Source organism: Arthrobacter sp. CAN_C5 (genome assembly GCF_017875735.1).
In the GTDB taxonomy this organism is placed as follows: Bacteria; Actinomycetota; Actinomycetes; order Actinomycetales; family Micrococcaceae; genus Arthrobacter_D.
In genome coordinates this window covers 2,664,114-2,675,816 of sequence record NZ_JAGGMZ010000001.1, presented here as the reverse complement: position 1 = coordinate 2,675,816, position 11,703 = coordinate 2,664,114, and the positions used below count along the sequence as shown (strand labels likewise).

The following is an 11,703-nucleotide window of genomic DNA, read 5'->3' as shown; positions in this document are numbered from 1 at the left end:
AGTGGAGAAGGGTTTCCGATGACGGTTCTTAATCCTGGCGATTCAACTCAATTCCGGACGGCGGCTCAACACACCACACGCCGGGTGCCCACTGCACACCCCGATGAATCAGTCGGCGAGGCACTGGATGACATGCGCGGGCAGCACTACGATTGTGCCGCGGTGATCGCCGTGCTGACGGGGGACCAACTCCTCGGTCTGGTCACCATCGAGCGGTTGTTGGCCGCCCCGACGACTGCTGTGGTGAGCCAGCTCATGGACTCCCAGCCACCAATTGTCGCTTCCACAACGGTTTAGGAACGGGCGGCGTGGAAGGCAGTCCAACACAACGAACCCACCCTCGCCGTCGTCGACGACGGTCGATTCGTCGGCCTCGTACCTGCCACCGCCCTCCTGGAAGTCCTGCTGACCGAGCACGAAGAAGACCTGGCCCGCCTCGGCGGTTTTCTTCGGTCCACCTCGGTTGCCCGGACGACGACAGTGGAACCCGTGCTGCTTCGGTTGTGGCACCGCCTTCCCTGGCTCATCGTGGGGCTCATCGGAGCCCTGATTGCAGCGGGAGTGGTCGGTAATTTCGAAGCGGATCTCGCGGAGCACGTCCTGATCGCCTTTTTCGTCCCCGGGGTGGTCTACCTCGCCGACGCGATCGGTACGCAGACCGAGGCGCTGGTGATCCGAGGTCTGTCCCTCGGCGTGGGAATCCGCAGGATCGCAGGACGGGAAATTGCCACCGGAGTGATCCTTGGCGTACTCCTCGGCGGGGTGTCCCTGATTGTCGTCGGATTGATCTGGCAGGACTGGCAGGTGGCCGTATCGGTTGCGGTCTCCCTCCTTGCCGCCGCGTCAATCGCGACGATCATTGCCTTGGTGCTGCCCTGGATTATCAGTAGGTTCGGGAAGGACCCAGCGTTTGGGTCCGGCCCCCTGGCGACGGTGATCCAGGACATTCTGACGGTGACGATCTACCTCGCGACCGCTTCCGCCCTCGTGGTGTGACGCCGGCTGCCACCACTGATCAGGTTTTGCCCCAGGTGCGCCAAGCAGTTCTGGCCGGCTGAGGGCGTCGTCCCTGTGCACCCCGGGCACAAGATGCGCCCTGATCGTCCCCGGGACACTGACCAGTCCGAGTACCCAGCTGAGAGCACGAACATACGCCAACGCACGCTCGGCTCCGTCCCATTCATAGACTCCGCGGTAACAACCATGCTGGTCGTTAGTCATCCACAGCTTCGAGGTGAATCCAGGGAACCCGACAAACATCGGAAGATTCAGCCAGCTTTCCAGACGGAAAGCCAGGTGTGCTGGGCCGCGAATCCCTCTGAGGACGAATCCGACCACCAGTACCGTGGGGGTTTTTGCAGATCCGGTATCGACCCGGGTCTCCCGATAGACCCAAGCGGAACTGCCGTCAGCGAAGTGGATTGTCCGCCCGACATTTCGCCGTGGATGATGAAGTCGACGCGATGTCAGCAACTGGATAGTGCCGATCGCGCTGGCGAGCACTTGCGGGATCGCTTGATGAGCAGTTGTCGGCGGGACGGCATCCCGGTGGGCTGCAAATGGTGGCGAAGGTTGGGAAGGATACGTGGGGTCTTCCGCATCAGATCCGCACATGTGCAACCTTCCAGCTGTCGACGGACGTCCCCTTCGCCCAAAGGTAGGGGCCTCGTGACACACCGTCAAGGCGCAAACAATCCGTTGAGTTGGATCCGCGGGAGGCTCCGGGGTCGAGCCGGGAAGGGGCTGGTCGAACACGCTTACAAAGCTAGGCCAGTGCCAGAAATAGGTGGTGGGAGGCCCGTCCGGGAGTATGTTGTAGCTATGGCATCTGAGGCGACAGTCCTGACCGTTGACGGCCCCCATGGCTCCCGGGATGTGCGGATCTCCAGTCCCAGCCGGGTGCTATGGCTTGACCTCGGGATTACCAAGCTGGACCTGGCCAAGTACCTGGTCGAGGTGGGGGAGTCCTTCGTCGCTGCCAATGGTGACCGTCCCCTGGCCCTGCAGCGGTTCAAGGACGGAATCGGCGGCGAGCAGTTCTTCTCCAAGAATCCACCCAAGGGTGCCCCCGAGTACATCCGGTCGGTGATGGTCATCTATCCCAGCGCCAGGTCTCACCCGCAGCTCGTCATCGACGAGCCTGCCGCCGCCGTCTGGGCCGCCCAGATGAACACGATCGTCTTTCACCCCTGGCCGTCGCGGGCCGACAATTCGGACAATCCGGACCAGCTGCGGATTGATCTGGACCCGCAACCGGGCACTGATTTCGACGACGCCATCCCTGCCGCGATCGAGCTACGGAAGGTGCTGCAGGAAGCCGGTCTCGAGGCGTTCATCAAAACCTCAGGCAACCGTGGGCTGCACGTCTTCGCCCCGATCGAACCGGTCCGGGAGTTCCTGGACGTCCGCCACGCGGTGATTGCCGCGGCCCGTGAGCTGGAACGCCGGATGCCCGACGCCGTCACGACGGCGTGGTGGAAGGAAGAACGCGGCGAAAAAGTGTTCGTCGACTTCAACCAGGCCAACCGCGACCGCACCATCGCCGGTGCCTACAGCCCTCGGGCCCTCGCCCATGCCCCGGTGTCATGCCCAATCGAGTGGGATGAGCTGGAGAACGCCGACCCCCGTAACTACACCGTCCTCACCGTGCCGGAACGGCTCAAAACCATCGGCGACCCGTGGGCACGTTTCCACGACAAGCCGGGCTCCATTGATGAGCTGCTGAGCTGGTGGCAGCGCGACCTCGACTCGGGCCTCGGCGAACTCCCGTTCCCGCCCGACTATCCCAAAATGCCGGGGGAGCCGTCCCGCGTCCAGCCCAGCCGTGCCAAGAAGGACAAGTAGGGCAAATAGGACAAATAGGGCAAATAGGGCGTCAGTACACCTAGGCCAGAACCTCGCTTAGGTCGTACGCCACGGGGACCTCCAATTGCTCGAACGTACACGACTCCGGGTCGCGGTCCGGCCGCCACCGGGAGAACTGGGCGGTGTGCCGGAACCGTGAGCCCTCCATCTGGTCATACCTGACCTCCATCACCCGCCGGGGGTGCAGGCGCACAAACGACACATCCTTGCTCCCGCTGAACCTGCTGCGGTCGGTTTCACCACGCACCGCGCCGCCGTCGGCGTCCCGCACGACGTCGGGCTCCAGCTCCTCCACCAGCTCCAGCCGCCGTTTGTTGGTGAACGCTGAGGCGCCACCGACATTGCGCAGCTCGCCGTCGTCGTACAGTCCGAGCAACAGGGAGCCGACACCGGCACCACTGGTGTGCACCCGGTAGCCGAGGACGACGACGTCGGCACTGCGGTGGTGCTTGATCTTGAGCATGCGGCGCTTTCCGGGCTCGTACCCGGCGTCGAGCGGCTTGGCGACCACACCGTCGAGCCCCGCGCCTTCGAACTCGACCAGCCAGCGGCGGGCGAGGTCCACGTCATGGGTGGTCTGTGACAGGTGGACGGGTGCGCTGAACCCGTCCGCTATCCGTTCCAGGGCGGCGCGGCGTTCGGCGAAGGGGGAGTCGAGAAGGTTTCCGGAGCCGTCCGCCAGGAGGTCAAACGCGATAAACGACGCGGGGGTCTCCTCCGCGAGCAGGCGGACCCGGCTCTCGGCGGGATGGATGCGCTGGGACAGGGCCTCCCAGTCCAGGCGCTCATTGCCCGGGGACCCGGTGCGCACCACAATCTCGCCATCCACCACGCAGCGCTCGGGGAGGGAGACCTTCAGTGCCTCAACAAGTTCGGGAAAGTACCGGGTGAGCATCTTGGACCCGCGGCTACCGATGTCCACGGTGTCGCCGTCGCGGTGGATGATGGCCCGGAAACCGTCCCACTTCGGTTCGTACAACAGGCCGCCGGTCACGCTGTCGGGTGCGGGCACCTCGCTGACGGCTTTCGCGAGCATGGGCTGGAGGGGGAAGGGTAGATCGGTCATTCACTGATCTTTCCTCACTCAGCGGTCCGTGGGTAGGGCGAACCTGCCCATCGACCAGGCGTTATGCCTATACTCGATCAGTGGCATCCCCAGGACGTCGCGCCCAGTCGGACCGGAGTATGACGAAAGGCTGCCCATGAGCAACGTTCCAGAGAATCTTCAGTACACCTCCGACCACGAGTGGGTGACCACGCCAAGCAACGACGGTGTGGTCCGCGTGGGGATCACCGATTTCGCGCAGGATGCCCTCGGAGACGTGGTCTACGTCCAGATGCCGGAAGCCGGCTCACCGGTCACCGCTGCCGATGTGGTGGGTGAGGTCGAATCCACCAAGAGCGTCAGCGACATTTACGCCCCCGTCACCGGTGAAGTGGTGGCACGCAACGAAGCCCTCGAGGACAACCCGGCGCTCATCAACTCCGATCCGTACGGCGAAGGATGGCTCCTCGAAATAAAGGTCACCGATCCCTCGGTTGTGGATGAACTCCTGAGTTCAACGGAGTACTCACAGCAGGTAGGCTAGAGGGACCGGGCACGTCCGGCACAGCTAGGCAAAATCACCGTTGCAAGGACACGGTGGCCAATCGGTCTTTCGACCGGTTGGCTACATATTTTGGGGAGGGAACACCAATGGTTGGCAACGAGAACGCAGCCACGAATGGCGGATCAGAGCAGCAGGCGCCGTCGCCGGAGACCACCACCATCGGAATCCCTGCACTGGCTCCTCCAGCCGTCGTGGACCCCAAGCTTTCCGCCGAAGAGCAGGCAGCGGTTACTGCGCTGCCCAGCAGCTCGGCCTTGCTCATCGCTCACAGTGGTCCCAACTCCGGTGCGCGATTCCTCCTCGACCAGGATCTGACCACCGCCGGTCGACACCCCAACGCCGACATTTTCCTCGACGACGTCACGGTATCGCGCAAGCACGCCGAGTTTGAGCGGGTCGACGGCGGGTTCACGGTCAGCGACACCCGTAGCCTCAACGGCACCTACGTCAGCAATGATCGGGTGGACAGCGTGTTGCTGCGCAACGGCAACGAGATTCAGATCGGCAAGTTCCGTTTGACCTTCTACAGCGCCCAGACCGCAGCAGCGCAGCAGCCACCAGTCCAGCCACTCGGACAGGAATAGGTCCCGCTGCATGCCCTCACCCCAGTCAGCACGGCGCACCGTAGGCATCGCTCCCGAGCGAGTCCACGGCAACGTGCTCAACATCGGCGAGGTCCTGACGGAACTGTCCGAGGACTTCCCGCAAATCACCGCGTCCAAAATCAGGTTCCTTGAAGAGAAGGGGCTGATTTCGCCCCAGCGCACCCGCGCCGGGTACCGCAAATATGCACCGCACGATGTTGAGCGCCTCCGGTTCGTGCTTGCGCTCCAACGCGACCAGTACCTGCCGCTGAAAGTCATCAAGGACTACGTCGACGCGATCGACCGCGGCGAGCAGCCCGAATCGCTCCCCGGCGGGATGACCCTTTCGCCCCGGATGGTCTCCGAGCAGCTGTCCCGCGACCTGCACTCCTATACGCGTTCACTCACGCTTGAAACCCTGACGGCAGAGGCAGGGGCCAGGCATGCTCTCGTCCTCGACCTGGTGGGCTTCGGGCTGATCGCCCCCGTCGATGGGCGATTCGACGAGCACGCTCTGCGGATCACGCGGGCGTGCGTGCTGCTCGAAGGTCACGGAATCGAACCCCGTCACCTCCGCCCGTTCCGCGCGGCCGCTGACCGCGAACTGGGCCTCGTCGAGCGGGTGGTTGCACCCGTCGCCTCCCGGCGTGACGTCGCCTCGAAGGCCCGCGCCGCCGAAATGGCCCGTGAGATCAGCGAGCTGTGCCTGAACCTGCACACGGCGCTGGTTCAGGGACAAATTTCCCGCATGGATAGCTGAGGCGGCCCACAATGCTTGAAGTAGAAGTTGTCGGAGTACGGATCGAACTGCCCTCCAACCAACCGCTGGTCCTTCTCAAGGAGACCCAGGGGGAGCGCCACATTCCGATCTGGATCGGCGCGCCCGAAGCCAGCGCCATCGCGTTCGTCCAGCAGGGCATCGTCCCGCCGCGCCCCATGACCCACGATCTGTTGGTCAGCGTGGTCAACGCCCTCGGCCGGTCCGTCCGGCAGGTGCAGCTCACCTCTGTGGAAGACACGGTCTTCCACGCCGAGTTGGTGTTCGACGACGGCACCACGGTGAGCTCCCGGGCCTCCGACGCCATCGCCGTGGCGCTCCGCGTTCCCTGCCCCATCTACTGCGCATCCTCGGTCATGGACGAGGCCGGCGTCGAGATCACCGAGGCAACCGAGCACGACGACGACGAGACCCCCGCCACCCCACCGGTGAACGCCGAACGGGAACTGCGTCAGTTCCGCGAGTTCCTTGCAGACGTCGAGCCGGAGGATTTCGAGCGCTGACGGCCCGACACGCCAAACTCTTTAGGGCCTGCATCTTTGACCTGGGGTGCCCGGCAATCTAACGTCGAATCATACGGTTCCATTGCACTACCAATGAACTCAGGGCAAACTTGAGAGCAAACCCTGAGAATTCTGGTGTATGTCGGATGCTGCCGTGCCTAGTATTCCAACGGTGAACAGAACGAGGAGGCAGCACGTGAGTCCCAAAGGCGACGCCGGTACGGGTTCCAACGCGGTTGCGGCCGGAACTGGCATCCCTACCAGCGCACAGGGCCTCCTCTTCACCGAAGACCTCCCCATCCTCGACGAGGATGCCGGCTATCGCGGCCCCACCGCCTGCAAGGCCGCTGGCATTACCTACCGGCAGCTCGACTACTGGGCCCGCACCGGGCTGGTTGAACCTGCGGTGCGGGGCGCCTCCGGATCCGGCACCCAGCGCCTGTACGGCTTCCGTGACATCCTGGTGCTCAAGGTGGTCAAGCGCCTCCTCGACACCGGCGTCTCCCTGCAGCAGATCCGAACAGCGATCGAACACCTCCGCGAACGTGGCGTCGAAGACCTGGCCCAGATCACCCTGATGAGCGACGGCGCCAGCGTCTACGAGTGCACCTCCGCCGAGGAAGTCATCGACCTGGTCCAGGGCGGGCAGGGAGTCTTCGGCATCGCCGTCGGTAAGGTCTGGCGAGAAGTGGAAGGCAGCCTTGCGGCACTTCCCAGCGAACACGCCGCCGATCAGGATTTCCCGGACGACGAGCTCAGCAAACGCCGGGCCACCCGCAAAATCAGCTAGCTTCCCGCTTCACAGCAGCTAGGCCCCCCTTTTCTTGGGGCAGACCCATCATCACCGGGCCCGTCAAGCCATCAGGCGCGACGCGCCACCCGGCTCCGTAGCCGCCCCGAGTCGACCACATTTCTGAGCAGTTCATCAAAGTACCCGGAAGTCTGGCGTGCCAATTCCCCTGGCCAGTGGTGTACCGAGTGGGCGGCACCCTGGATCTGCTGCCAGTTCTCCTGATCGGTGATGATCGGGCTCAACAGAAGGTCACCGAACATCTGCCGCATCTCAGCGAGCCGGAAGGTATGTTCGTTCGAATTCGGGCGGACCCGGTTGGCGACAATCCCGGCGGTGGACAGGTTCGGCGCGAACTCGCGCTTGAACAACTCGATGGCCCGCATGGTCCGTTCAGTGCCGGCCACGGAGAACAGGGCCGGCTCTGCGACCAGCAGCACCCGGTTGCTGGCGGTCCACGCCATCCGGGTCAGGCCGTTCAGGGACGGGGGGCAATCGATCAGGACCAGGCCGTACCCCTCCACCCGGGACAGCAGGGTGCTCAGGCGGCGCAGGTCCCGCCTTCCGAGATCTGGCCGGTCATAGATTCCCGAGTAGGCGGAGCCCACTGCTACGTCCAGGACAGTCTTCGCGCCCGACGTCGACCGGTTGTGTTGCCGTGCGGAGGCTACCCAGCCGCTCGGCGCCACATTGCCCGGAAGGTCGCCGCGGCGGGCGTTCCCCAGCAACCGCCCGATGTCGATCCGGTCGGCTGGCTTCACGCCAATGCCGGTGGTGGCGTCAGCATGGGGGTCCAGATCCACCACCAGGGTCGGAATGCCGGCTGCCAGCGCTGCTGATGCCAGTCCCAGGGTGACCGAGGTCTTACCGACGCCGCCCTTGAGGCTGCTGATGCTCACTACTTGCACTTATTAACCCAACACCTAACATCTCGTCGATCTACACTCCCATCATAGGTTGACCAGGTGCCGTTATGAAGCCAGCAAGCGCCGCCTCCAGAACACGATGTTGCGAAGGGTTAAGGGTGGAACCCCACAGCGCGGTAGGGTGAGCAGTGCCGTGATGTAGCACACGGTCGCAGGTATCCACTGGTGAGATGCACGTCCGCAGGAGAGCGATGTTTTCGAAGATTCTGGTAGCAAATCGTGGCGAGATCGCCATCCGTGCCTTCCGTGCTGGCTTTGAAGTCGGCGCGAAGACAGTTGCAGTTTTTCCTTACGAGGATCGTGGCTCGATCCATCGTCAGAAGGCTGACGAGGCTTACCTCATTGGGGAGGAGGGCCACCCGGTGCGTGCTTACCTGGACGTGGAGGAAATCGTTCGGGTTGCCAAGGAATCTGGTTGCGACGCGATTTATCCGGGGTACGGGTTCCTGTCCGAGAACCCTGGGCTGGCCCGGGCGGCTGAGGAGGCGGGTATTACCTTTGTTGGGCCGCCGGCGGATGTGCTGGAACTTGCCGGTAACAAGGTCCATGCTTTGGAGGCTGCCCGTAAGGCCGGTATCCCGGTGCTGAAGTCTTCCCAGCCGAGCGCCGATCTGGATGAGCTCATTGCGGCCGCGGACGAGATCGGGTTCCCGATCTTCGCCAAGGCGGTCGCTGGCGGTGGTGGGCGCGGGATGCGCCGGGTGGACAAGCGGGAGGGGCTTCGGGAAGCGCTCGAAGCGGCGATGCGGGAGGCCGATTCGGCGTTCGGTGATCCGACCATGTTCCTGGAGCAGGCGGTGTTGCGGCCCCGTCACATCGAGGTGCAGATCCTGGCTGATGCCCAGGGCAACGTGATGCACTTGTTTGAGCGTGATTGTTCTATCCAGCGCCGCCACCAGAAGGTTATTGAGATTGCCCCGGCCCCTAACCTTGACGAGGGTATCCGGCAGGCTTTGCACCGGGATGCTGTCGCGTTCGCGAAGGCGTTGGGTTACGTGAACGCGGGTACGGTCGAGTTTCTTGTGGACACGGTGGGGGAGCGGGCTGGCCAGCACGTGTTCATTGAGATGAATCCGCGTATCCAGGTGGAGCACACGGTCACCGAGGAGATCACCGATGTTGACCTGGTGCAGGCGCAGCTGCGCATCGCCGCCGGTGAGTCCCTGGCCGATCTGGGTCTGAGCCAGGACAGTGTCCAGGTGCGCGGCGCCGCCCTGCAGAGCCGTATTACCACCGAGGATCCCGCGAATGGTTTCCGGCCCGACGTCGGGCAGATCACCGCGTACCGGTCTGCTGGCGGTGCGGGGGTGCGGCTCGACGGCGGTACCGTGTATGCGGGCGCCGAGATCAGCCCCCATTTCGATTCCATGTTGGTGAAGTTGACCTGTCGTGGCCGGGACCACAAGTCCGCGGTGACCCGCGCCCGGCGTGCCCTGGCCGAGTTCCGGGTGCGCGGGGTGTCGACGAACATTTCGTTCCTGCAGGCCGTCCTGGATGATCCGGACTTCATTGCCGGGGACGTCGCCACGAACTTCATCGATGAACGCCCCGAGTTGCTGACGGCCAGGGTGTCCGCGGACCGGGGCACGAAACTGCTCACCTGGCTTGCCGACGTGACCGTGAACAAACCCCACGGCGAACGGCTCGTGGAGATCGACCCGGCCGAGAAGCTCCCCGTCGCTGGCGAGGACGACGCCGCCCCGGGCCCCGGATCGCGGCAGCGGCTGCAGGAGCTCGGACCTGAGAAGTTCGCCGCGGAGCTTCGCGCGCAGACCGCCGTGGCTGTCACGGACACCACGTTCCGCGACGCGCACCAGTCGCTGCTCGCCACCCGGGTGCGTACCCGGGATCTGGTGGCTGCCGGCGATGCCGTGTCCCGGCAGATGCCCCAATTGCTCTCGGTGGAAGCGTGGGGTGGGGCCACCTACGACGTTGCGCTGCGGTTCCTCGGCGAGGAACCGTGGGAGCGTCTGGCGGCTCTGCGGAAGGAACTGCCCAACATCTGCCTGCAGATGCTCCTCCGGGGACGCAACACGGTCGGTTACACCCCGTACCCCGAGGAAGTCACCGAGGCCTTCGTGAAGGAAGCGGCGGAGACCGGGATCGACATTTTCAGGATCTTCGATGCCCTGAACGACGTCTCACAGATGGAACCGGCCATCCGCGCGGTCCGCGCCACCGGCACCGCCGTCGCGGAAGTGGCCCTGTGCTACACCTCGAACATGCTCGACCCTGAGGAGAAGCTCTACACGCTGGAGTACTACCTGGAGTTGGCGCAGCGGATGGTCGACGCCGGCGCCCACATCCTGGCGATCAAGGACATGGCCGGACTGCTGCGCCCCGCCGCGGCCGCGCAGCTGGTCACTGCCCTGCGGGAACGCTTTGACCTGCCGGTCCACCTGCACACCCACGACACGGCCGGCGGACAGCTCGCTACCCTGCTGGCCGCGGTCGACGCGGGCGTCGACGCCGTCGACGTCGCCAGCGCCTCCCTGGCCGGGACCACCAGCCAGCCCTCGGCGTCAGCCCTGGTCGCGGCTCTGGCCAACACCGAACGCGACACCGGTATCTCGCTGGCGGACGTGTGTTCGCTGGAACCCTATTGGGAAGCGGTCCGCCGGGTCTACGCACCCTTCGAGTCCGGGCTCCCCGGTCCCACCGGTCGGGTCTACCGTCACGAAATTCCGGGAGGTCAGCTCTCGAACCTGCGGCAGCAAGCCATCGCGTTGGGCCTCGGGGAACGGTTCGAGGCCATCGAGGACATGTACACCGAAGCGGACCGGATGCTCGGGCGCCTGGTGAAGGTCACCCCGTCATCGAAGGTGGTCGGGGACCTCGCGCTGCAGCTCGTGGGCACCAACGTGGACCCCGCGGACTTCGAGGAGAACCCGCAGAACTACGACATCCCCGACTCCGTGATTGGCTTCCTCAGCGGTGAACTCGGCGATCCTCCCGGCGGCTGGCCCGAACCCTTCCGCACCAAAGCGCTGCAGGGCCGCGAGGTCAAGGTCCGGGACACCGAACTCAGCAGCGAGGATCAGGCAGCCCTGACCGGTGAATCGACGCTGCGGCGCGCCACCTTGAACCGGTTGCTGTTCGCCGGGCCCACCAAGGATTTCCTGGCCACCCGCGAAACCTACGGCGACGTCTCCGTCCTGGACACCCGGGACTACCTCTACGGCCTGCAGCAGGGCAGCGAGCACGTCATCGCCCTCGAGAAGGGCGTCCGGCTTATCGCCACCCTCAGCGCCGTGTCCGAGGCAGACGAGAAGGGCATGCGCACCGTGATGTGCACGCTCAACGGTCAGATGCGCCCCGTCGTCGTCAGAGACCGCAGCATCCACAGCGACGTCAAGGCAGCCGAGAAAGCCGACAAGTCCAACCCCGGCCAAATCGCGGCACCCTTCGCCGGGGCCGTCACCATCACGGTCGCCGAGGGAGACACCATCGAACAAGGCGCCACGATCGCCTCCATCGAGGCCATGAAAATGGAAGCCGGCATCACCACACCAGTCGCCGGCACAGTCAAACGCATCGCCGTCGAAAAGGTCTCACAAGTCCAAGGTGGCGACCTGCTGATCGTGGTGGAGCCGGCTTAGCCGTTGCCTCAGCGCGGGGGAGGGTGCGCTAGTGTTTTGCTGGAGACC

11 protein-coding genes are annotated in these 11,703 nt (G+C 64.6%); 9 read left to right on the top strand and 2 right to left on the bottom strand.

Annotated features, from left to right (window positions below; all coding sequences use genetic code 11):
• Positions 1 to 18: 18 nt before the first annotated feature.
• From H4V95_RS19005 to ligD, 3 genes are all read left to right on the top strand, one after another.
• The gene (locus H4V95_RS19005; protein WP_395939839.1) at positions 19 to 297 is read left to right on the top strand and encodes a CBS domain-containing protein; all 279 of its coding nucleotides are present in this window, start codon (positions 19 to 21) and stop codon (positions 295 to 297) included.
• Positions 298 to 489: 192 nt separating this feature from the next.
• Entirely contained in the window at positions 490 to 996 is a 507-nt protein-coding gene (locus H4V95_RS12545) for a magnesium transporter (protein ID WP_196867713.1), read from the top strand.
• 825 nt (positions 997 to 1,821) lie between these two features.
• Positions 1,822 to 2,844 (top strand): non-homologous end-joining DNA ligase, encoded by a 1,023-nt coding sequence (ligD, locus tag H4V95_RS12540; protein ID WP_196867714.1) that lies wholly within the window; start codon positions 1,822 to 1,824, stop codon positions 2,842 to 2,844.
• A gap of 40 nt (positions 2,845 to 2,884) precedes the next feature.
• On the opposite strand, the gene H4V95_RS12535 is transcribed toward ligD, so the two are convergent.
• The gene (locus H4V95_RS12535) at positions 2,885 to 3,931 is read right to left on the bottom strand and encodes an ATP-dependent DNA ligase (protein WP_196867715.1); all 1,047 of its coding nucleotides are present in this window, start codon (positions 3,929 to 3,931) and stop codon (positions 2,885 to 2,887) included.
• A gap of 136 nt (positions 3,932 to 4,067) precedes the next feature.
• Here H4V95_RS12535 and gcvH point away from each other — a divergent pair, with 136 nt between their 5' ends.
• From gcvH to H4V95_RS12510, 5 genes are all read left to right on the top strand, one after another.
• Positions 4,068 to 4,454, top strand: coding sequence for a glycine cleavage system protein GcvH (gcvH, locus tag H4V95_RS12530; RefSeq protein WP_196867716.1), 387 nt, complete (start codon positions 4,068 to 4,070; stop codon positions 4,452 to 4,454).
• A gap of 107 nt (positions 4,455 to 4,561) precedes the next feature.
• The gene (locus tag H4V95_RS12525; RefSeq protein ID WP_196867717.1) at positions 4,562 to 5,059 is read left to right on the top strand and encodes an FHA domain-containing protein; all 498 of its coding nucleotides are present in this window, start codon (positions 4,562 to 4,564) and stop codon (positions 5,057 to 5,059) included.
• A 10-nt stretch (positions 5,060 to 5,069) separates the two neighbouring features.
• Complete coding sequence (locus tag H4V95_RS12520; protein ID WP_245345690.1) at positions 5,070 to 5,819, top strand: MerR family transcriptional regulator; 750 nt, start codon at positions 5,070 to 5,072, stop codon at positions 5,817 to 5,819.
• An 11-nt stretch (positions 5,820 to 5,830) separates the two neighbouring features.
• Positions 5,831 to 6,340 (top strand): bifunctional nuclease family protein, encoded by a 510-nt coding sequence (locus H4V95_RS12515; RefSeq protein ID WP_209730795.1) that lies wholly within the window; start codon positions 5,831 to 5,833, stop codon positions 6,338 to 6,340.
• A gap of 196 nt (positions 6,341 to 6,536) precedes the next feature.
• Positions 6,537 to 7,130 carry a MerR family transcriptional regulator gene (locus H4V95_RS12510; protein WP_196867719.1) on the top strand — a complete coding sequence of 198 codons (594 nt, stop codon included), beginning with the start codon at positions 6,537 to 6,539 and terminating at the stop codon, positions 7,128 to 7,130.
• Between the two features lie 71 nt (positions 7,131 to 7,201).
• On the opposite strand, the gene H4V95_RS12505 is transcribed toward H4V95_RS12510, so the two are convergent.
• Entirely contained in the window at positions 7,202 to 8,038 is an 837-nt protein-coding gene (locus H4V95_RS12505; protein ID WP_209730794.1) for a ParA family protein, read from the bottom strand.
• A gap of 209 nt (positions 8,039 to 8,247) precedes the next feature.
• On the opposite strand from H4V95_RS12505, the gene H4V95_RS12500 reads away from it, so the two are divergent.
• Positions 8,248 to 11,655 carry a pyruvate carboxylase gene (locus H4V95_RS12500; protein ID WP_209730793.1) on the top strand — a complete coding sequence of 1,136 codons (3,408 nt, stop codon included), beginning with the start codon at positions 8,248 to 8,250 and terminating at the stop codon, positions 11,653 to 11,655.
• Positions 11,656 to 11,703: the final 48 nt, after the last annotated feature.

Bases quoted from the DNA above. Each gene is read 5' to 3' on its own strand.
- H4V95_RS12515 (WP_209730795.1), top strand. From the start codon at position 5,831: ATGCTTGAAGTAGAAGTTGTCGGAGTACGGATCGAACTGCCCTCCAAC.
- H4V95_RS12525 (WP_196867717.1), top strand. From the start codon at position 4,562: ATGGTTGGCAACGAGAACGCAGCCACGAATGGCGGATCAGAGCAGCAG.
- ligD (WP_196867714.1), top strand. From the start codon at position 1,822: ATGGCATCTGAGGCGACAGTCCTGACCGTTGACGGCCCCCATGGCTCC.
- H4V95_RS12535 (WP_196867715.1), bottom strand. From the start codon at position 3,931: ATGACCGATCTACCCTTCCCCCTCCAGCCCATGCTCGCGAAAGCCGTC.
- gcvH (WP_196867716.1), top strand. From the start codon at position 4,068: ATGAGCAACGTTCCAGAGAATCTTCAGTACACCTCCGACCACGAGTGG.
- H4V95_RS12500 (WP_209730793.1), top strand. From the start codon at position 8,248: ATGTTTTCGAAGATTCTGGTAGCAAATCGTGGCGAGATCGCCATCCGT.
- H4V95_RS19005 (WP_395939839.1), top strand. From the start codon at position 19: ATGACGGTTCTTAATCCTGGCGATTCAACTCAATTCCGGACGGCGGCT.
- H4V95_RS12520 (WP_245345690.1), top strand. From the start codon at position 5,070: ATGCCCTCACCCCAGTCAGCACGGCGCACCGTAGGCATCGCTCCCGAG.